Genomic DNA, 19,350 nt, shown 5'->3' with positions numbered 1-19,350 from the left:
GGTGATGCCCCCAGGGACCGACAACACTACAACTCGTGAGACGAATCACCGGACATGCTCGAAGCTGGCGACGACGCACCCGACTTTGCACTGCCGAACCAGCACGGCGAGACGGTTCGCCTGGCCGACTTCGAGGGTCAGTACCTGATCGTCTACTTCTACCCCCGGGCGAACACCGAGGGCTGTACGGTCGAAGCGTGTGAGTTCCGCGACGCGCGCCCCGCTTTCGAGACCGAGAACGCGGCCGTCGTCGGGATCAGTGACGACCCCGTCTCAGACCTCGCAGACTTCGCAGACGACTACGACCTCGAGTTCGACCTCCTCTCCGACGAGGACGGCTCTGTGTCGGCCGCGTACGACTCCTACGGCGAGAAGCAGATGTTCGGGAACACGTTCGACGGCGTCTTCCGGAACACGTTCGTCGTCGGCCCGGACGGCACGATCGAGGCCGTGTTCGAGGGTGTCACTCCCGAGGGACACGCCGACGAAGTGCTGCGCGTTCTCGAGTGAACCGTCCGGACGGTCTGGTTTCGGTTCTCGGTCCGATGGCGACGATTTAGACGCGTGTTCCATTCGAGCTAACGAGCATCGCGACCGGGTTGGTGCCCTGAGACTATCTGGAGCAGTTTTCGAGTCGCTGGTGCGGCGCTTACCTGGATGGACGGCGGTGCTCGTACGGTTGACGGTAGTGTTCACCTGAGTAGGCGACGATACGTATCCAGGCCGACGACGGTGTTCGTCCAGAGCGACAACGATAATCACTCAATTGGACGAACGGCCACCTCTCGACGCGCGCGAGCGGCCACACCGTTACGTCCTCAAAAAACCGAGCGGAATTTACAGTGTCGCGTCGTACCGTGTCCGAGACTGGCATAGTATCATTGGGTGGCGTATAAGGTCTACCCGTTCGATATAGGTCGTTTACGTCGTGCGATTTTCCGAACCCACACGATCGTACATCGGTGCGCAAAAACTGCCAGCATCTGTTTCAGCGCCAGGTTTATATACTGCCTCGGGCCTGGGGTTGGATACAATGTCGACACCAAACGACACCGGCTCTGAGACCCCTCAGGGCGGTCGAGTTCTTCCAGGGCACGTTAGATTCTACTGACGAAATCGCAACCGCACGCGTTTTCGACACGACCCTGCGCGATGGCGAACAGTCCCCAGGCACCTCGTTCTCGTACGACGACAAACGCGAGATCGCACGGGTGCTGGACGAAATGGAAACCCACGTCATCGAAGCAGGCTTCCCCGTCAACTCCGAGGCCGAGTTCGAAGCCGTCAGTGACATCGCGTCGTCGACGCAGACCACGACCTGCGGACTGGCCCGCGTCGTCGACAAAGACGTCGAGGCGGCGCTCGACTCCGGGGTCGAGATGGTACACGTCTTCGTCTCCACGAGCGACGTCCAGATCGAGGACTCGATGCACTCGAGTCGCGAGGCCGTCGTCGAGCGCGCCATCGACGCCGTCGAGCGCGTCACCGAGGCGGGTGCGATCTGCATGTTCTCGCCGATGGACGCCACCCGGACCGACGAGCCGTTCCTGCTCGAGGTCATCGAGGCCGTCACGGAGGCGGGAACCGACTGGATCAACATCCCCGACACGTGCGGGGTCGCGACCCCGCGACGGTTCTACGACCTGATCGAGACGGTCACCGATCACACCGACGCGCGCATCGATGTCCACACCCACGACGACTTCGGGCTGGCGACGGCGAACGCGCTGGCGGGGATCGAAGCCGGCGCCGACCAGGCGCAGGTCTCGGTCAACTCGATCGGCGAGCGGGCCGGCAACGCCGCCTACGAGGAGTTCGTGATGGCCGTCGAGTCGGTCTACCAGGCCGACACGGGCATCGACACGACGCGGATCACCGAACTCTCCCAGGTCGTGGCCGATCGAAGCGGTGTCCCGGTCCCCTCGAACAAGCCAGTCGTGGGCGCGAACGCCTTCTCCCACGAGAGCGGCATCCACGCCGCCGGCGTTATCGAGAACGCCGACACCTTCGAACCCGGCGTCATGACCCCGGAGATGGTCGGCGCCCGGCGCCGACTCGTCCTGGGGAAACACACGGGGACCCACTCGGTTCGCGAACGGCTGGTCGAGACGGGCTTCGACCCGACCGAGACCGAGGTACGGGCCGTGACCCGTCGCGTCAAGGACTACGGCGCCGAGAAGCGTCGCGTCACGGTCGCCGACCTCGAGCGATTCGCCGAAGCGGAAGGCGTCGCTCGGCTCCCCGAGCGGGAGCGAGAGGAGGTGCAGGCGTAACGATGCACCCTTCGGTTGCTTCGGCCGGCCAGCGTCGGCTGTCGCGGATCGACGTTCGATCGGATGGATCAGTCAGCCGCTCGAGCGCCGCGCGCGCCGACGTCGCCTCGAGTGGTGGTCGCCCCTCGTCTGTTGACTCGAACCCGAGCAACGTTTGCCACTCGGGCAACGGTTATATGCTTCGAGGCGTCTACCAGTGTAGTAATGACGACCCGCGCTTTCAAATCGGCTCACGGTGCCGACAGCGGCGCGGTCGCGACGCTCATTATTGTAGGGGCCGCCTAGCCCCTCACTTCACCCTCTCTGTCCCGACGTTGCACCGATTTGCCAGCGACCAGCGACGCAGCACCCACAGTCCCCAGCGACCCCGAACGATGACACGACAGCACACACGAAATCGCCGCTATCCGGCGGCAGGAGGGTATCGATGAGTGAACGCGCGACACCGGTGACACCGCGGACCGAAGCGGATGCAGCGGAAACCGAGCGCGACCGCAACCCTGATTCCGAAGCCACCGCCGACACCTCGACCGAACCGAGTTCGAACACCGACGCCTCGACGAAACCGGTGACGACGGGCGCCGAATCAGTCATTCGCGCGCTCGAGACCGCGGGCGCCGAGTACGTCTTCGGCGTCCAGGGCGGGGCGATCATGCCCGTCTACGACGCGCTCTACGACTCCGAGATCCGCCACGTAACGATGGCCCACGAGCAGGGCGCCTCCCACGCCGCCGACGCCTACGGCATCGTCTCGGGCGACCCAGGCGTCTGCTTCGCGACCTCCGGACCCGGCGCGACGAACCTGGTGACGGGCATCGCCGACGCCGACATGGACTCGGACCCGATGATCGCGCTGACGGGCCAGGTGCCGACCAGGATGGTCGGCAACGACGCCTTCCAGGAGACCGACACCACGGGCGTCACGAAGCCCATCACGAAGGCCAACACGTTCTCGAGCGACCCCGACCGCGTCGGCGACGACGTCGGCGAGGCGTTCGCGCTCGCGGGCGCGGGTCGACCCGGCCCGACGCTGGTCGACCTGCCGAAGGACGTGACCCTGGGCGAGACCTCGACCGAACCGGGCCAGCCGCGGACGCCGGACACCTACGAGGTTCGAGAGCACGCTGACCCCGAGACGGTTCGCCTGGCTGCCCGTCGCATCGAGCAGTCCTCGAAGCCGGTCATGCTGCTCGGCGGCGGCGTGATCAAAGGCGACGCCACCGAGGCCGTTCGGGCGTTCGCGATCGAACACGAGATCCCGGTCGTGACGACGATGCCCGGCCTCGGCGCGTTCCCCGAGGATCACGACCTCGCGATGGAGATGGCCGGGATGCACGGGACGGGGTACGCCAACATGGCGATCACCCACTGCGACACCTTGATCGGCGTCGGCACCCGGTTCGACGACCGGCTGACCGGCGGCATCGAGCACTTCGCGCCCGACGCGGAGGTCATCCACGTCGACATCGATCCGGCCGAGATCAGCAAGAACATCCACGCGGAGTACCCGCTCGTCGGCGACGCGGAAACGGTGATCGAGCAGTTGGCCGACGAGGTGTCCGAATCCCCGCGAGCCACCAAGTGGCGCGCCCAGTGCCAGCAGTGGAAGTCCGAGTACTCGATGGCCTACCGGACGCCCGAGGACGAACCGGTCCAGCCGCCGTTCGTCGTCGAGGCGCTCGACGAGGCCACGAGCGACCGGGCGATCGTGACCACGGGCGTCGGCCAACACCAGATGTGGGCCTGCCAGTACTGGACGTTCACCGAACCCCGGACCTGGGTCTCGAGCCACGGACTCGGGACGATGGGCTACGGCCTGCCCGCCGCAGTCGGCGCGCGACTCGCCTCCGAAGACGATCAGGAGGTCGTCTGCTTCGAGGGCGACGGCTCGTTCCTGATGACGATTCAGGAGCTCGCCGTGGCCGTCCGCGAGAACATGGACATCACCGTCGTCGTGCTCAACAACGAGTACATCGGCATGGTTCGTCAGTGGCAGGACGCCTTCTTCGAGGGTAGACACGCCGCCTCGGAGTACAACTGGTGTCCCGAGTTCGACACCCTGGCCGAGGCGTTCGGCGCGAAGGGATTCCGCATCGACGACTACGACGAGGTCGCCGATACGGTCGAGGCCGCGCTGGCCTACGACGGCCCCTCGGTGATCGACGCCCACGTCGACCCGCGGGCGAACGTTTACCCGATGGTGCCGAGCGGCGGCGACAACGGACGGTTCGCGCTGTCGGAGGATCAGCTATGACCGCCAAACGGACACCGGTCGCCCGCGCCGACCTGCGAGGCCGGGTCCGAACTCGAGGTGGTCCGCGTGACTGACCGACGCGGACTCGAGGGCCCGGCTCCCGACGAACGGCCGGCCCCGGCGGGCAAGCGCAACGAACTCGGCATCCGGGTCGATCCGGAAGTCGAGGCCGCCCGCCCGCCGCGACGAACCGTCATCTCGGCGCTCGTCGAGCACGAACCCGGCGTGCTCTCGGATGTCTCGGGGCTGTTCTCGAGGCGGCAGTTCAACATCGAGAGCCTCACCGTCGGGCCCACGGAGAGCGAGGACCACGCGCGCATGACGATCGTTGTCGAGGAGCCCGATCCCGGCATCGAGCAGGCGAAAAAACAGCTCCGGAAGCTGATCCCGGTGATCGCGGTTCGCGAACTCGAACCGGACGCGATGCGCCGGGAACTGGCGCTCGTGAAGGTGAACGCGACCCGGCCCGACCAGGTCGCCGCCGTCGCGGAGATGTACGGCGGAAAGACCGTCGACGCCAGCCCGGAGACGGCGACGATCGAGATCACGGGATCGCGGCAGAAAATCGACGCGGCGATCGACTCGTTCGGCCAGTTTGGCATCCGTGAAATCTCCCGAACGGGAACGACCGCGATGGCCCGTGGGACTGACGACACGGCCACCGAGCAGACGCAAGCACAGCCAGCCGACCACCGACACACCGTTCCAGCAGACGATGACTGACGACACCCACACCCACACCGATACCGACGCAGACGACACGTTTACGACGAACATCTACTACGGCGAGGACGCCGATTCCAGCTACCTCGAGGATAAGACAGTAGCCGTCCTCGGCTACGGCAGCCAGGGCCACGCCCACGCACTGAACCTCCACGACAGCGGGTTCGACGTCGTGGTCGGCCTGCGCGAGGACTCGAGTTCCTGGAGCCAGGCCGAGGACGACGGCCTGCGGGTGACGACGCCCGACGACGCCACCGCGGAAGCCGACGTGATCATGTTCCTCGTCCCCGACACCATCCAGCCCGCGGTCTTCGAAGCCGTCGAGGACGGCCTCGAGGAGGGGAACACGGTCATGTTCGCCCACGGGTTCAACATTCACTACAATCAGATTCAGCCACCCGAATACGTGGACGTCACGATGGCCGCCCCGAAGGGCCCGGGTCACATCGTGCGTCGCGACTACGAGAACGGCGGCGGCACCCCCGCGCTGATCGCGGTCTACCAGGACTACACGGGCGATGCCAAGGAGGAAGCGCTGGCCTACGCCCAGGGAATCGGCGGCACCCGTGCAGGCGTCGTCGAGACGACGTTCCGCGAGGAGGTCGAGTCGGACCTCTTCGGCGAGCAGGCCGTCCTCTGTGGCGGCGTCACCTCGCTGGTCAAACACGGCTTCGAGACGCTGGTCGACGCGGGCTACGCCCCTGAGATGGCCTACTTCGAGTGCCTGAACGAACTCAAACTGATCGTCGACCTGATGTACGAGGACGGGATCGGCGGCATGTGGTACTCCGTGAGCGACACGGCGGAGTACGGCGGCCTGACCCGCGGTGACCGCATCGTCGACGACTCCGTGCGCGAGAACATGGAGGAAGTACTCGAGGAGGTTCAAAGCGGCGCGTTCGCCCGCGAGTGGATCAACGAGAACCAGGCCGGACGCCCCTCCTACACCCAGTTGAAGCGCCACGACGAGGAACACGAGATCGAATCGATCGGCGCGCCCCTGCGCGACCTCTTTGAGTGGGAGGACGACTCGAGCGAGAACGAACCGGCGGAGGTGCCGGCGGACGACTGAGAGGAGAGAACCATGACACGAACCACCGACTCCACGACCCCAGCGAAATCGAACGACGTGAAACGGAAACGGAACCGAAACCGAAATCGAGACCGACGAACGATGGACGACGTCAGCCACACCAACCCCTACACGGGCGAGTCGACCGGCCACCTGTTCAGCCGCGGGCCGATCGTGGCCGCCGACGGCGGGGAGGCGAACGCGGTTCCCGATGATCGGGTGGACGAACGGGACGGCCGAGTCTCGAGCGGCCCCGCAGACGGGGACAGGGAAGACCGCATGAAAGACGTGAGTCACACGCCGCCGCGCGACGCCGACGACGCGAACGCGGTGTTCGAGCGCGGCGGGAGCGAGGTCGGAGCCGACGAATGAGCGAGGGAACGCTCTACGACAAGGTCTGGGACCGTCACGCGGTCACCCGCCTGCCCACCGGCCAGGACCAGCTGTTCGTCGGCCTCCACCTCATTCACGAGGTGACGAGCCCGCAAGCGTTCGGGATGCTCCGTGAGCGTGACCTCGAGGTCGCCTACCCGGACCTGACCCACGCGACGGTCGATCACATCGTGCCGACATCGAGCAAGGAACGGCCCTACGCCGACACGGCGGCCGAGGAGATGATGGCCGAACTCGAGGAGAACGTTCGCGAGTCGGGTATCGAGTTCTCTCACCCCGATACGGGCGAACAGGGCATCGTCCACGTCATCGGCCCGGAGCAGGGGCTGACCCAGCCCGGGACGACCATCGTCTGCGGCGACAGCCACACCTCGACTCACGGTGCGTTCGGCGCACTCGCGTTCGGGATCGGCACAAGCCAGATCCGGGACGTGCTCGCCACGGGTACCGTCGCGATGGAGAAACAAAAGGTCCGCAAGATCGAGGTCACGGGTGAACTCTCCGAGGGCGTCGAAGCCAAAGACGTCATCCTCGAGATCATCCGTCGACTCGGCACCGAGGGTGGCGTCGGCTACGTCTACGAGTACGCCGGCGAGGCCATCGAGAGCCTCGACATGGAGGGCCGGATGAGTATCTGCAACATGTCCATCGAGGGCGGTGCCCGCGCGGGCTACGTCAACCCCGACGAGACCACCTACGAGTGGCTCGAGGGTCGCGAGCGCGTCCCCGAGGGCGAGGCCTTCGAGGAGCGCAAGGCGTACTGGGAGTCGATCCGATCGGACGACGACGCCGAGTACGACGACGTCGTGACGATCGACGGCGGCGAACTCGAACCGGTCGTCACCTGGGGCACGACACCGGGACAGGGCGTCGGCATCACCGAGCCGATTCCCGAGCCCGAGGACCTCCCCGCTGACAAGGTCGAGACGGCTCGCCGCTCCCAGGAGCACATGCGGGTCGAACCGGGCGACACGATGGAGGGCTACCCCATCGACGTGGCCTTCCTGGGTTCGTGTACCAACGCGCGCCTGCCGGACCTCCGGCGGGCCGCTCGGCTCGTGAAGGGCCGGACAGTCGACCCCGACGTCCGTGCGATGGTCGTCCCCGGTAGCCAGCAGGTCAAGCAGGCTGCCGAAGAGGAGGGCCTGAACGAAATCTTCACCGATGCTGGCTTCGACTGGCGCGGTGCCGGCTGTTCGATGTGTCTCGGCATGAACGAAGACCAGCTCGAGGGCGACGAGGCCTGTGCCTCCTCCTCGAACCGGAACTTCGTCGGCCGCCAGGGGAGCAAGGACGGCCGCACAGTACTGATGAACCCCCGGATGGTCGTCGCGGCGGCGATCAACGGAGAAGTGACTGACGTGCGGGCGATGAAGGAGGTGACGGTGAATGAGTAACCAGAACGAACTCGAGACACACCGTGTCTCGGAACGGCGAACGGCCGGTGGCTGTGAACAAGCGACGCGAGTGGGGCCGCTGGAGGTGGCCGTATGAGCGACGAACTCCAGATCCCGAGCGTCGATTCAGTGTCGGGAACGGGCGTCGCCGTCCGCGGCAACGACATCGACACCGACCAGATCATCCCGGCGCGGTTCATGAAGGTCGTCACGTTCGACGGTCTGGGCGAGTTCGCCTTCTTCGATCAGCGATTCGACGACGACGACAACGAGAAAGAGCACCCGCTGAACGAGTCCGAAAACCGGGATGCTTCGGTGATGGTCGTCAACGCCAACTTCGGTTGCGGCTCCTCGCGGGAGCACGCCCCCCAGGCGCTCATGCGCTGGGGCATCGACGCCTTCATCGGCGAGAGCTTCGCCGAAATCTTCGCGGGGAACTGCCTCGCACTCGGGATGCCCACTCTCGAGGCCGACACCGAAGTCGTCGAGGACCTGCAGGAGTGGGTCGAAGCAAATCCCGACGGCGGGATCGACGTCGACGTGGCCGAGGAAACCGTCACCTACGGCGGGAAGACGGTCGACGTGCGCGTCGACGACGCCCAGCGAAAGGCCCTCGTCGAGGGCGTCTGGGACACCACGGCGCTGATGAAAGCGAACGCTGACGCCGTCGAGGCGACCGCCGAAAGTCTTCCGTACGTCGAAGACGGGAAACGAGTGTAGGTTCTGTAGGTTCGCTTTTCACCCTCAATCCGGACGAGGAGATTCTAATGGAACGATTCCGGTGAGCGTGGCTTTTCCACTCCGCTGAACGCCTCGAACGACAGGCTCGATCCCGTTCAGGGTGCGTACAGGTGTACGGTTCTCGGTCGTTATCCTTCGGCCGGTAATCGATTGTCGAGCACCCCGTACAGGGCGTCCAGGAACGCTTCGGGCCGCTCGAGTTTGGGATCGTCACCGGCGTCATCGATTACGCGCAGTGGCCATCCGTAGCGGGCGCTCGCGTCGCTGGCAATTTCGAGCCGGACGGCGCGGTCGTTTCGACCCCAGATCAGCGCCGTCGGAACGGTGATTCGCTCCACGTCCGCTGCCGGTATCGTTGGTATCCCAACCTCCTTCATCATGGTCCGCATAGCGGCCTTCACGTCCGACGCCCGTGAGCGCTCGAGGTTGTACACCAGGAACGGCTCCCAGTCGTCGCCCATCCGCTCGATCAGACCGTCTCGATCGACCAGACACTGGTCGAGGAACCGGTGGTACGCACGGTCCGACGGTCGCACGAGGAACCGGACTAAACCGAACGCAAACATCGGGGATGGGCGGAACGGACCGAGGCCGAACGTGTCTACGAGGATCAGTCCTCGGAGTCGGTCATTGTGATCGCTCGCGAACCGGGCCGCGATCGCGCCCCCGAGCAGGTGCCCGACCAGCGTCGGCGGCGTCGGACAGGTCCGCTCGATCAGTTCGCCGAGCCACGCTTTCACGGCGTCAGCGTCCAGCGCATTGTCCGTGACCTTCGAAGCGCCGTGGCCAGGCAGGTCGGGAACGATCACACGATGGGTCGTCACCAGGTCGGGGATTGTCCGCATCCACCAGAACGCGGATTCGCCGGGACCGTGGAGCAGAACGATTGGCGTACCGGCACCGCCCTCCAGAACGGCAGTCGAAACGCCAGCCAGTTCCAGTCGTCGCTCCGTTACAGGGAGGCTGCCGAGCAGCCGCTCTCGAGCATTCTCCGCGTGTCGTTCCTGTGTGTCCTGTGTGGTCATTGATTTCCTCAGACCGCCTCACTTGGTTCCGATACCGACGTTGACGGTGTTGTTCAACACGGCTGGACCGCTCCCGTCGGAACGCTCGCTCAGTTTGTCGTCCAGCACCGTTCGGGCCGCATCTCGCTGCTCCGCCGTCAGGTTGGCGACTAACCCCGCCCCGATCGGATTGCTGGCGGTCACCCAGTCCCACAGCTGCGCGCCGGAGTGGAACGCCAGCCGATGATTCGTCGTCTCCACGCTAATCTTCGTGAGGCCGGCGTCGGACAGTTTCTCGTGCAACTTCTCGGGATCCGCCACCTGGAACGGTAACGGCGGCGGGTCTGACGGGAGGCCCGCGAAACCTGGGACGGCGGCTTTCACGGCACCGAGGAAGAACTTCAGGAACTCGATTTCGGCGGGCGGCCCCATCGTGACCAGGAGGACGCGGCCACCGGGTCTGGTAACGCGCGTCAGTTCGTCCAGTCCCCGTGGGAGGTCGGGAAACAGCATGACGCCGAACTGTGAGCCGGCGACGTCGAAGGTGTTCTCCTCGAGTTCGAGTGCTTGCCCGTCCATGACGCGGGCCTCCAGGGTGGTGAGCCCCTCGTCACGCGCACGTGCCTCGAGGTGCTCGACCATGGCGGGGGAGATGTCCGTCGCCAGCACCTGTGCCCCCGCGCGAGCCGCGGGGATGCTCAACGCGCCACTGCCGGCCGCGACGTCCAGCACTCGCATTCCCGGCTGGAGCCCCACCCACTCGAGGGCCTGTTCCGCGATGGCCACGTTCGACGGAGTTACGTACTCGTCGTACTCCGGCGCGATTTTGGTCCATTCGTCCTGGATGTCTGCTTGTTCGGGCATGATTCCTCGAATTCCAGTACGCTCGCTGGATACATCTACATATCCGGTGAAATATTTCATCCCGTGAAGAACCGGTTGGGGTCGCGATAGTTGTGGTCAATACAGTGGATCACCGTGGTCGTCCGAGTCCGTGATCTTTGGCCGTATCGGTGGTCGCCGACCGTCTCCTACGTCTCCTCAACTCGTGGACGTACTCTACCGTTGGCGGTCCGACGAGACGAGCGTCTCGAACGCCTGCGACTCGACTGGCCTCGCCTCGTCGCGGACGCGCTCGAAGGTGGAAATGGCCCACTCTCGAGCCGCCGGTGCATCCGTATCGATTATGGCCGTCAGCGCGCCAGTCTCCGCGTCGTGACAGCAGATGCCGGCGCGGTCGTCGACGACGCCGAGCCCGCACCGGGACCGGTCAGGGAGATCGTCGTGGACGAGAATGGTGCAGTGGTCACACGATGCGGCTTCCATCACCCGTTCGGGATTCCAGGCGAGGGTCTGCTCGAGCGCCGTCGGGGAGTACACGTACTCGAGCTCCATCCCGTCGAGGACGGCCTGGCACACCGCCTCGTTGTTGATCGACTTGAACACGATACTGTCGAACCCCCGCATTCGAGTGGTCCCTTCGATGAGGTGGGTGAGACGTTCGATCGGCTCGTACGGGTACCCAGGGCCGGGGTACGAGACCACCGCATCGGTGAAGAGGTCGACGGAGAACCCCTCCATCTCCTGGGGGAGCCACTGCCAGACGTCGCGGAGCTTGTGCTCGATTTCCATCGCTTCGCGGAGCTCGAGGAACCGCTCTGCGACGAACTCGCCGAGCGACGTCAGGTAATAGGTCGGCCCGTCCCGGGTGATCCATCGACGGTCTTCGAAGTCGGCGAGAATCCGACTCATCGTCGGTGTAGAGGCTCCCGTCGCGGCGGCGAGATCGCGCCGTTCGCGGGCGCCATCGGTCAGCCCCTCCAGGACACCAACTCGGTGGGTGGATCTGGCGAGAAAGTCGATCTCTTCGAGGGCAGCATCCATGGTATGTTTACACATGGCACTGTATAGTACGTATCGGTGCTCGTCTCCCTCGAGCCGGAATGCGCGCCGTTTACTCAGCATCGCCTGAGCGTGCTATTCGATACTCGAGTTCGGTTATGCCCCAATTCTCGAGCGATTCGGGACAAACAGCATTTCATTTCGCCTGCACCGGCCCCTATCGCTCGCTCGTCTCACCTTACGGCTTGGCTTCGAACACGAGATTCAGGGGCGTCTCGGCCGCCCGGCGGAACCGGGTGAAACCGCCGTCGGTCACGGCTTCCCGAATACCGGTCTCGCCAGCTTGTGCGCCCAGCACGCGCTCGGCCTCCTGGTCGAGCGCACACGGCGTGCAGATAAGCGTCGAGATCGAGTAGGCTGCCCGCCCCATCGGATTGAGGTTGTCCGCCACGCGGTCGTTCGCGAACAACTCGACGATCATCCACGTGCCGTCGTCGGTGAGCGTGTCACGGACGTGCGCCGCCGCACCGACCGGATCCCCCATGTCGTGGAGGGCGTCGAACGTGGCTACGAAGTCGTACCTCGCGCCGTTGTACGACTTGGCCGTCGCCACCTCGAAGCTGACGCGGTCGGCGACGCCGGCTTCGGCTGCTCGCTCGCGGGCTGCCGCGATCGAGGGTTCGTGGGGATCGATGCCGACGAACGTCGACTCCGGGTACGCCTCGGCCATCAGAATGGTCGAGGCGCCGTGGCCACAGCCTACGTCGGCGACGCGCCCACCGTCCTGAAGCGTCGTGTCCGCCCCCTCGAGCGCGGGAATCCAGCTGTCGACCAGATTGGCCGCGTACTGTGGCCGCCAGGAGTGTTCGATTGCGTGGAAGAGGTCCGCATCGTGTTCGTGCCACCCCACGCCCTCACCCGTGCGGAACGCCTCGACGAGCTGTGATTCGATCCTGGCCGCCGACAGGGCGACCCGGAAGTTACCGACCATGAACGCCGGGCTGGTCTCGTCGGCGAGCACCGCGGCCTGCTCGGGAGTGAGGGTGTAGCTGTTCGTCTCCGCATCGTAGGTGACGTACCCCCCGGCGGCCTGTGAGGGGAGCCACTCGCGAACGTACCGTTCCGCAGTGTCCGTTTTCTCGGCCAGTTCGACCGACGTGAGCGGCCCCTCGTCGGCGAGCGTCTCGTACAGGCCGAGTTCGTCGCCGATGACGACGAGCGGCGCGTGCGCTGTCGCTCCGAAGTCGGTTATCGCCGTCTGTACGTGCTGGTTCAATCGTTCTTCGTCGAGTGTCATGAGTTGTCGTCGTGGGTGTCGTCGGCTGGATTGCCGATCGCGTTCGGTCGCCCGATTCTCACACCCCACACTCGAGGCGGCTCGACAGCGGCCTCGGTGTGGGTACAGTCTCACTCGTCGATTCGCACCAGCATGACGTTCCGGGGGTTACGTCGGTCGCGGTGTCGTCGCTGATCACGGTGTGAACGACGAACGGATGGTGACACGACGACCTCGGCGACCGTGAACCAACCCCCGTGACCAGGCCATACGATAGCGCCGGATTTGACTAAAATCGTCACCTCACCGGACACAGCCATCCTACCGTCGCCATCTATCCCATAAGTTAATGCTATGTTGCAGGTTACCAATAGATATGACGGCCGCTCTCGAGGACGTCGCGTTTCTCGCGAACTCGGAGAACCGCGTGGCAGTCTTGCGACTCCTCGTCGAGGCACCCAAAAGCCACGACGAGATCCGTGATCGGATCGGTGCATCGCGGGTAACGACCGCGCGCATTCTCCGGGAGTTCGAAGCGCGCAACTGGATCGCACGCTCGGGACAGGAGTGTACGGTGACACCGACCGGTGAATGGGTGTGTGACGAGTTCACGCGCCTGGTGGGCGAAATGGAGGCCGAACGTCGTCTCCGCGAACCGCTGCAGTGGCTTCCGTCCGACCTCCTGACGTTCGACGTTCGGCGCCTTCGCGATGCCGAACTCATCGTTCTCGAAGAGAGTGACGCGACCGCCATCGTTCGACGGATACTCGAATTTCGCCGCTCTGGCGACCGGATTCGGGGCGTTACACGCACGGTCGCCCCGGAGTTCATCGAAAACGACTGGGAGTCGACCGTCCACGGGGACACCCGCCTCGAAATGGTGATCACACCGGACGTCCTCGACGCCATCCGGACCCATCCGACCTCCGCGAAGCAGTTGCACGAGATGCTCGAGGAAACGGATGTCCACGTTTCCGTCTTCGATGACGTCCCGATCTCAGTCGGGATCGTCGACGGTGCGGTTGGAATCGACCTTACTGACGAACAGGGCGTCGTCAAAGGAGGGTTCGTCACCGAAGACGAGACCGTCTACGAGTGGGCAGTCGACCTCTTCGAAACGTGTCGTGAGGAAGCGACCCCAGTGGAGCCTGACGAGGTCGCGCCAGACCACTCGGTCGGCGTCAACTCTGCTCAGTCTCGAGAGCGAGACGGGCCCGTGTCGTAGTCCGTGGCGCCGGAGTCGACCTCGACTCTCGCCGTGGGGACCTTTGACCCATTCGCGCGTGTCGGAACTGCTCGAGCCCTATTCGAGGAAGTCGGATCCAGCGCAACCGCAGGTTGGCTCAGCCTACCACCTGTAGACTCGGCGAATCCATCTCGACGTCGCTTCTCCAGTGTTGCTTCTCCGACGTCGTGGAATCGTCGAGGGCAAACGCTCGATGCGTCTCAGTCGTTAGCTTCCGCTTTCTGGTCAATGGGTGACTCGAGGGGACTGCGGTACCAGGTTACTGGGGGGTGACGGTTCGACGGTACCGCGAGGCCCCGTTCGGTTCCGTCACAGGGTTCGCGCGTGGAGCAAGAATCCGAGGGTGAACAGCACCGGAACGACCACGAGCAATCCGAAGAGGTACAGGAAGAGTACGTTCAGAAGCACCAACCCACTGTACGAAATCTCTCGCTTCCCGAGTGTATTCAGTGTACTGTACGCGATCTGTGTCCGTCCGAGCACCACCATGAAGCAGATACTCGAATGCGAGTATGATAACCTTTCTGGCTATTCGTGTTTCTGGGAGTGTGCGATATATTGATATATGACCGTTCGTCTCCGGCCAGGACTGGCAAATATACCGCTTTCGATACCCTCTTTGAGCTTCCACGACGAGCGCGAGCATGAGCCACGACATCGCCGTCGTCCCAGGCGACGGAATCGGCCAGGAAGTGACGCCGGCAGCGCTCGAGGTGCTCGAGGCGCTGGACATCGACTTCTCGTTTCGAGAGGCGGCGGCGGGCGACGCCGTGAAGGCCGAAACCGGCGAGGCGCTTCCCCAGGAGACCTACGACCTCGTTGCCTCGAGCGACGCGACGCTCTTCGGTGCCGCGGGCGAAACCGCTGCGGACGTGATCCTTCCGTTGCGCGAGGCCGTCGACTCGTTCGTCAACGTTCGGCCCGCGAAAGCCTACCCTGGCGTGGACGCGGTTCGGCCGGAGACGGATCTCGTCTTTCTCCGCGAGAACACCGAGGGAGTCTACTCGGGCCACGAGACTCGGTTGAGCGACGACCTCTCGACACTGACGCGCGTGGTAACTGACTCGGCCTCGCGGCGGCTCGCCGAGTTCGCCTGTGAGTTCGTCGACGACCGTGGACTCGACGGATTCACGGTCGTCCACAAGGCCAACGTCATGCGCGAAACCGACGGTCGGTTTCGCGACGCGGTCGTCGATGTAGCGGACGCCCGTGGCGTCGAAACAAGGGAGGTACTCATGGACGCTTTCGCCACTCACGTCTGTCTCGACCCGACGCAGTTCGACGTGGTCGTCTGCCCGAACCTCGCGGGCGACGTGCTCTCGGACCTCGCGGCAGGGCTCGTCGGCGGTCTCGGCCTGCTCCCGAGCGCGAACATCGGTCCCGACCGGGCGCTGTTCGAACCGGTCCACGGCACTGCGCCCGACATCGCTGGCCAGGGCGTCGCCAATTCCGCCGCCGCCATCCTCTCGGCGGCGATGTTGCTCGAATATCTCGGCCACGAGGACGAGGGCGCGGCCGTCCAGGCAGCCGTTGAGGACGTGCTCGAGAACGGCCCACGGACGGGTGACCTGGGTGGCGACGCCTCGACGGACGAGGTGACGGCGGCAGTTATCGATCGACTGTAAGTATGATTGGCTACTTTTGATCGATCGTGCTCGTATTCGGCTGAGTTCTATGCCGATCTGCGACCTCCGGCTTACGTGGTTGCGAGTAAACGGGCTGTTTTCGTCGTGTACGTCCCGTACTGGCCGCTCCACCTGGCCGAAAAATAACGGTGTGTTTGGCTATTATCACAGCAACCAGTTCGATAAAGGGCCCATTAGAGATCAAATTCGAATCCACAGGACTTGAATTCATGGTGGGATGATTGAACGTGATTGATATTGCGCAAGATTTATCACTCCGTTCAGGAATGTGTGATGGTATGCCAGGCAAACGGCACACACGGAGGAAGGTCATGAAGACGACGGGGGCGCTCGGCGCCACCAGCATCGTAGGCCTCACGGGCTGTCTCGGTGATGATTCGGACGGAAACGGGGACGGCGAGGAAATGGCAGACGAAATCACGTTCTACAACGCGGGGAGCCTCGAGTTCGACGAGGGGACCAGAGACAACATCGAACGCTTCGAGGAGGAAACCGGTATTACCGTCGACGTCAACGAGGTTCCCTGGGCGAACCTGAAGACCAGCCTGACGACCATCTTCAACAGCGAGAGCCCGAAGGTCGACGCGTTCAATGGACCGACGTGGTGGCTCGCGGACTTCGTCAACGCCGGGTGGCTCGAGCCGATCGACGTCGACGACGACCACATGGGTAACTTCCCGGACAGCCTCGCCGACCTCGTCACGTTCGACGGCGAACCGTACATGGCGCCCGAGTTCGGGAAGTGGGGATCGTTCCTCTACGACAAGGACGTCGTGGAGACGCCGCCGGACACCTGGGACGACGTACTGGAGATGGGGCCGGAGCTCTCGGACGGGGACCGTGCCGGATTCGGCTTCACGTGGGCGGATAAATCCGTATTCACGTTCAAACAGCTGATCTATCAGGCTGGTGGGTCTCTGTTCAACGACGACAACGAACCGGTCTTTGCCGGCGAGGAGGGCCAGCAGGCCATGGAGTTCATCACACAACTCCGTGACGAGGGCATTATTCCCGACGGCATCTCGAGCATGGGCGAAGGGCCGGTCGGTGACGCCTTCATCGCTGGCGAGTTCGCGACAGTCGAATCGTGGACGCCGCTCGGCTCCCGCGCAATCGAGGAGTGGGGCGAAGACCGCATCGGAAGCGCGAAACCGCCCGAAGGACCCGGTGGACGTGCCACGTTCCAGGACACGAACGGAATCAGTATCTCGGCGTTCTCAGAGAACAAAGCGGCTGCCCAGCGGTTCGCGGAATTCATGACGAACCGCGAGTCGTGCAAGAACAACATGCTCGTCGAAGGTAACCCGTGCGTCGTCCCCGACGTCTACGAAGACGACGAGATCCAGGACGCCTACCCCTCCTGGTTGCTCGAGGACATGAAGTACAATCTCGAGCACGCGAAGAGCGAGACGTACCTTCAGCAGCCACAGGTCGACGATTACATCGACGAGCAGATCACGCCGGCGCTGCTCGGTGAGAAAGATCCACAGACCGCACTGGAGGACGCGCAGGAAAACATCACCCGGCTCTATCAGGACATCGGCCTCCTGTGAAGAGCACCTGAGCACTATCTCCGCTAGAAGTTACTATCATGGAAACGTCAGAGAAGTCGTTACGACGAACGCTCGACCGGCTGTTCATCCCGTTGACGGTCGGGCCAACGCTGATCTGGATCGCCGCAATCATCGTCTACCCGACCGCGAGGCTCTTCTGGTCGAGTCTATTCTGGGAGAATCCGCTCACGCAGGAGTCGGAGTTCGTGGGATTGCGAAACTTCAAACGGCTGTTGCTCGAATCGGGCGGCACGCTCGGCGTCCTGAACCCGGACTTCGTCGCGTTCACGAAAAACACCGTCATCTACGTGGGCTTCAGCGTCACGTTCTCGTTCCTTCTTGGACTCGGGATCGCGCTCCTGCTCAACAAAGACCTCAAGGGACGAGGGTGGTTCCGGACGGCCGTGATCGTGCCCTGGATCCTGCCGTACGTGATGAGCGGGCTCATGTGGCGCTGGATGTTCGAATCCAAAAACGGCGCGATTAACGGTCTGCTTGTCCAGTCGGGCGTGCTCTCGGAGAAGATCGCGTTCCTCTCGGACGGAACGCTCGCGATGATGGCGCTGATCATCGCCGACATCTGGGTTTTCACGCCCTTCATCGTGATCATCCTGTTGGCAGGGCTCCAGAACGTCCCCGAACAGCTGTACGACGCGGCTGAAGTCGACGGCGCGAGCCGCTGGTCGCGATTCCGGAACGTCACGTATCCGTTCCTGAAACCGTCGATCATGGTCGCGCTGACGATTCGGATCATCTTCGACATCAGAGCGCTCGACCTAGTCTGGGTGATGACGAAGGGCGGCCCCGGGAAGTCCACGGAGGTGTGGGCATCCTGGCTCTACCGAACGTCCATGGAGTTCCAGCGGACTGGCGAGGGGGCCGCCCTGGGCGTCGTCATGCTCGCGGTCACGTTCGCCATCGTGGCGATCCTCTACTCGGTCTTCGGAGGGACTCCTTACAACTCATGAGTACGAAAGATTCACGTCTCAACAGAGTCGCCGAACGCGCCGGCCTCGTCACGGACGACGTGTGGCCGAGCGTCGTCAGAGAACGGTTGCTCGCCTACGGGCTACTGCTCCTGTACGTGATCGTGATCTGGTTCCCGATCTACTACATCTTCATCACGAGCCTGAAGACCCAGAGCGAGGTGCTGACGATTCCGATCACCTTCTTTCCGCAGGAACCGACGGTACAGAACTACGTCGACATCTTCCGGAATAGGCCGTTCGAAGCGTACACGATCAACAGTCTGATCGTCGCGACGACGACGACCGCCATCTGCGTCACGCTCGGAACGTTGACCGGCTACACGTTCTCCCGGTACGACTTCCTGGGGAACAAGGCGCTGTTGCTCTCGATCGTCGCTGCCCGGATGATCCCGCCGATCGCGCTGATCGTCCCGTTCTTCCAGATCATGTCGAACCCGCCGCTGATCGGCGGATTGACCGGCAACCTCACCGACACGCGAGTGGCGCTCATCCTGACGTACACGTTCTTCAACCTCCCGTTCGCGGTTTGGATCATGAAGAACTACTTCGACGGGGTGCCGGAGTCGCTCGACGAACAGGCGATGGTCGACGGTTGTTCGACCTGGGAGGCGTTCGTGAAAGTGATCCTTCCCGTTGCCAAACCCGGAATTGCGGCGACAGCGATTCTCGCGTTCATCTTCTCGTGGAACGAGTTCATCTTCGCGCTGGTACTCACACGAAGCCAGACCTCACAGACGCTCCCGATCGCCGTCTCCCTGTTCGTCGCCGACGACTTCATCGATTGGGCGCACCTCGCCGCTGGCGGCATGATCGCCGCGTTGCCCGGCATCCTGTTCGGGCTGTTCTTCCAGCGGTACATCGTCAGCGGGCTCACGCAAGGGGCGGTAAAAGAATGAATTCGAAACCGATGCACCTACGACACACGATCACCGGCGGTGGTA

The 19,350-nt window shown here is 63.8% G+C and carries 18 protein-coding genes; 13 read left to right on the top strand and 5 right to left on the bottom strand.

The window, feature by feature from the left end; genetic code table 11:
- Positions 1-54 precede the first annotated feature (54 nt).
- The 8 genes from bcp (at position 55) to leuD (ending at position 8,832) form a co-directional block, all read left to right on the top strand.
- Entirely contained in the window at positions 55-510 is a 456-nt protein-coding gene (gene bcp / locus ACFQO4_RS03885; RefSeq protein ID WP_500259665.1) for a thioredoxin-dependent thiol peroxidase, read from the top strand.
- 518 nt (positions 511-1,028) lie between these two features.
- On the top strand, positions 1,029-2,273 hold the full coding sequence (locus tag ACFQO4_RS03880) for a LeuA family protein (protein ID WP_500260451.1): 1,245 nt from the start codon (positions 1,029-1,031) through the stop codon (positions 2,271-2,273).
- A 427-nt stretch (positions 2,274-2,700) separates the two neighbouring features.
- The gene (ilvB, locus tag ACFQO4_RS03875) at positions 2,701-4,527 is read left to right on the top strand and encodes a biosynthetic-type acetolactate synthase large subunit (RefSeq protein WP_500259664.1); all 1,827 of its coding nucleotides are present in this window, start codon (positions 2,701-2,703) and stop codon (positions 4,525-4,527) included.
- Positions 4,528-4,593: 66 nt separating this feature from the next.
- Positions 4,594-5,250 carry an acetolactate synthase small subunit gene (ilvN, locus tag ACFQO4_RS03870; RefSeq protein WP_500259663.1) on the top strand — a complete coding sequence of 219 codons (657 nt, stop codon included), beginning with the start codon at positions 4,594-4,596 and terminating at the stop codon, positions 5,248-5,250.
- Complete coding sequence (gene ilvC, locus ACFQO4_RS03865) at positions 5,243-6,322, top strand: ketol-acid reductoisomerase (protein ID WP_500259662.1); 1,080 nt, start codon at positions 5,243-5,245, stop codon at positions 6,320-6,322. The genes ilvN and ilvC overlap by 8 nt, the downstream gene beginning before the upstream one ends.
- Before the next feature lie 102 nt (positions 6,323-6,424).
- Entirely contained in the window at positions 6,425-6,694 is a 270-nt protein-coding gene (locus ACFQO4_RS03860; RefSeq protein WP_500259661.1) for a DUF7989 family protein, read from the top strand.
- Positions 6,691-8,112 (top strand): 3-isopropylmalate dehydratase large subunit, encoded by a 1,422-nt coding sequence (gene leuC, locus ACFQO4_RS03855; protein WP_500259660.1) that lies wholly within the window; start codon positions 6,691-6,693, stop codon positions 8,110-8,112. Before ACFQO4_RS03860 ends, leuC begins: the two co-directional genes overlap by 4 nt.
- Before the next feature lie 93 nt (positions 8,113-8,205).
- The gene (gene leuD, locus ACFQO4_RS03850) at positions 8,206-8,832 is read left to right on the top strand and encodes a 3-isopropylmalate dehydratase small subunit (RefSeq protein ID WP_500259659.1); all 627 of its coding nucleotides are present in this window, start codon (positions 8,206-8,208) and stop codon (positions 8,830-8,832) included.
- 149 nt (positions 8,833-8,981) lie between these two features.
- Here leuD and ACFQO4_RS03845 read toward each other — a convergent pair whose 3' ends face one another.
- The 4 genes from ACFQO4_RS03845 to ACFQO4_RS03830 all read right to left on the bottom strand — a co-directional run bounded on the left by ACFQO4_RS03845 (position 8,982) and on the right by ACFQO4_RS03830 (position 12,996).
- Positions 8,982-9,878 (bottom strand): alpha/beta fold hydrolase, encoded by an 897-nt coding sequence (locus tag ACFQO4_RS03845; protein WP_500259658.1) that lies wholly within the window; start codon positions 9,876-9,878, stop codon positions 8,982-8,984.
- Between the two features lie 18 nt (positions 9,879-9,896).
- On the bottom strand, positions 9,897-10,721 hold the full coding sequence (locus ACFQO4_RS03840) for a class I SAM-dependent methyltransferase (RefSeq protein WP_500259657.1): 825 nt from the start codon (positions 10,719-10,721) through the stop codon (positions 9,897-9,899).
- 195 nt (positions 10,722-10,916) lie between these two features.
- Positions 10,917-11,741 carry a helix-turn-helix transcriptional regulator gene (locus tag ACFQO4_RS03835; RefSeq protein ID WP_500259656.1) on the bottom strand — a complete coding sequence of 275 codons (825 nt, stop codon included), beginning with the start codon at positions 11,739-11,741 and terminating at the stop codon, positions 10,917-10,919.
- 196 nt (positions 11,742-11,937) lie between these two features.
- A complete protein-coding gene (locus tag ACFQO4_RS03830; RefSeq protein ID WP_500259655.1) occupies positions 11,938-12,996 on the bottom strand; it encodes a class I SAM-dependent methyltransferase in 1,059 nt (352 codons plus the stop codon).
- 355 nt (positions 12,997-13,351) lie between these two features.
- Between ACFQO4_RS03830 and ACFQO4_RS03825 the strand changes: the two genes are divergently transcribed.
- Complete coding sequence (locus ACFQO4_RS03825) at positions 13,352-14,200, top strand: helix-turn-helix transcriptional regulator (protein ID WP_500259654.1); 849 nt, start codon at positions 13,352-13,354, stop codon at positions 14,198-14,200.
- A 330-nt stretch (positions 14,201-14,530) separates the two neighbouring features.
- Here ACFQO4_RS03825 and ACFQO4_RS03820 read toward each other — a convergent pair whose 3' ends face one another.
- Positions 14,531-14,710, bottom strand: coding sequence for a hypothetical protein (locus tag ACFQO4_RS03820; RefSeq protein ID WP_312912259.1), 180 nt, complete (start codon positions 14,708-14,710; stop codon positions 14,531-14,533).
- Positions 14,711-14,865: 155 nt separating this feature from the next.
- Between ACFQO4_RS03820 and ACFQO4_RS03815 the strand changes: the two genes are divergently transcribed.
- The 4 genes from ACFQO4_RS03815 to ACFQO4_RS03800 all read left to right on the top strand — a co-directional run bounded on the left by ACFQO4_RS03815 (position 14,866) and on the right by ACFQO4_RS03800 (position 19,305).
- Positions 14,866-15,846 carry an isocitrate/isopropylmalate dehydrogenase family protein gene (locus ACFQO4_RS03815; RefSeq protein ID WP_500259653.1) on the top strand — a complete coding sequence of 327 codons (981 nt, stop codon included), beginning with the start codon at positions 14,866-14,868 and terminating at the stop codon, positions 15,844-15,846.
- A 299-nt stretch (positions 15,847-16,145) separates the two neighbouring features.
- On the top strand, positions 16,146-17,420 hold the full coding sequence (locus ACFQO4_RS03810) for a sugar ABC transporter substrate-binding protein (RefSeq protein ID WP_500259652.1): 1,275 nt from the start codon (positions 16,146-16,148) through the stop codon (positions 17,418-17,420).
- Between the two features lie 38 nt (positions 17,421-17,458).
- Complete coding sequence (locus ACFQO4_RS03805; RefSeq protein WP_500259651.1) at positions 17,459-18,388, top strand: carbohydrate ABC transporter permease; 930 nt, start codon at positions 17,459-17,461, stop codon at positions 18,386-18,388.
- Positions 18,385-19,305: a carbohydrate ABC transporter permease gene (locus ACFQO4_RS03800; protein ID WP_500259650.1), complete on the top strand. Its 921-nt coding sequence runs from the start codon at positions 18,385-18,387 to the stop codon at positions 19,303-19,305. The genes ACFQO4_RS03805 and ACFQO4_RS03800 overlap by 4 nt, the downstream gene beginning before the upstream one ends.
- Positions 19,306-19,350 lie beyond the last annotated feature (45 nt).

Origin of the sequence: Saliphagus sp. GCM10025334 (assembly GCF_042663485.1) — an archaeon.
Lineage (GTDB): Archaea > Halobacteriota > Halobacteria > Halobacteriales > Natrialbaceae > Natronosalvus.
The sequence above is the reverse complement of the archived record's forward strand: the minus strand, read 5'-3'. Positions and strand labels throughout refer to the sequence as shown.

What these genes read in the sequence shown, in the direction of transcription:
- bcp (WP_500259665.1), top strand. Translation starts at nt 55, where the DNA reads ATGCTCGAAGCTGGCGACGACGCACCCGACTTTGCACTGCCGAACCAG.
- ilvB (WP_500259664.1), top strand. Translation starts at nt 2,701, where the DNA reads ATGAGTGAACGCGCGACACCGGTGACACCGCGGACCGAAGCGGATGCA.
- ilvC (WP_500259662.1), top strand. Translation starts at nt 5,243, where the DNA reads ATGACTGACGACACCCACACCCACACCGATACCGACGCAGACGACACG.
- ACFQO4_RS03860 (WP_500259661.1), top strand. Translation starts at nt 6,425, where the DNA reads ATGGACGACGTCAGCCACACCAACCCCTACACGGGCGAGTCGACCGGC.
- leuC (WP_500259660.1), top strand. Translation starts at nt 6,691, where the DNA reads ATGAGCGAGGGAACGCTCTACGACAAGGTCTGGGACCGTCACGCGGTC.
- leuD (WP_500259659.1), top strand. Translation starts at nt 8,206, where the DNA reads ATGAGCGACGAACTCCAGATCCCGAGCGTCGATTCAGTGTCGGGAACG.
- ACFQO4_RS03845 (WP_500259658.1), bottom strand. Translation starts at nt 9,878, where the DNA reads ATGACCACACAGGACACACAGGAACGACACGCGGAGAATGCTCGAGAG.
- ACFQO4_RS03840 (WP_500259657.1), bottom strand. Translation starts at nt 10,721, where the DNA reads ATGCCCGAACAAGCAGACATCCAGGACGAATGGACCAAAATCGCGCCG.
- ACFQO4_RS03835 (WP_500259656.1), bottom strand. Translation starts at nt 11,741, where the DNA reads ATGGATGCTGCCCTCGAAGAGATCGACTTTCTCGCCAGATCCACCCAC.
- ACFQO4_RS03830 (WP_500259655.1), bottom strand. Translation starts at nt 12,996, where the DNA reads ATGACACTCGACGAAGAACGATTGAACCAGCACGTACAGACGGCGATA.
- ACFQO4_RS03825 (WP_500259654.1), top strand. Translation starts at nt 13,352, where the DNA reads ATGACGGCCGCTCTCGAGGACGTCGCGTTTCTCGCGAACTCGGAGAAC.
- ACFQO4_RS03820 (WP_312912259.1), bottom strand. Translation starts at nt 14,710, where the DNA reads ATGGTGGTGCTCGGACGGACACAGATCGCGTACAGTACACTGAATACA.
- ACFQO4_RS03815 (WP_500259653.1), top strand. Translation starts at nt 14,866, where the DNA reads ATGAGCCACGACATCGCCGTCGTCCCAGGCGACGGAATCGGCCAGGAA.
- ACFQO4_RS03810 (WP_500259652.1), top strand. Translation starts at nt 16,146, where the DNA reads ATGCCAGGCAAACGGCACACACGGAGGAAGGTCATGAAGACGACGGGG.
- ACFQO4_RS03805 (WP_500259651.1), top strand. Translation starts at nt 17,459, where the DNA reads ATGGAAACGTCAGAGAAGTCGTTACGACGAACGCTCGACCGGCTGTTC.
- ACFQO4_RS03800 (WP_500259650.1), top strand. Translation starts at nt 18,385, where the DNA reads ATGAGTACGAAAGATTCACGTCTCAACAGAGTCGCCGAACGCGCCGGC.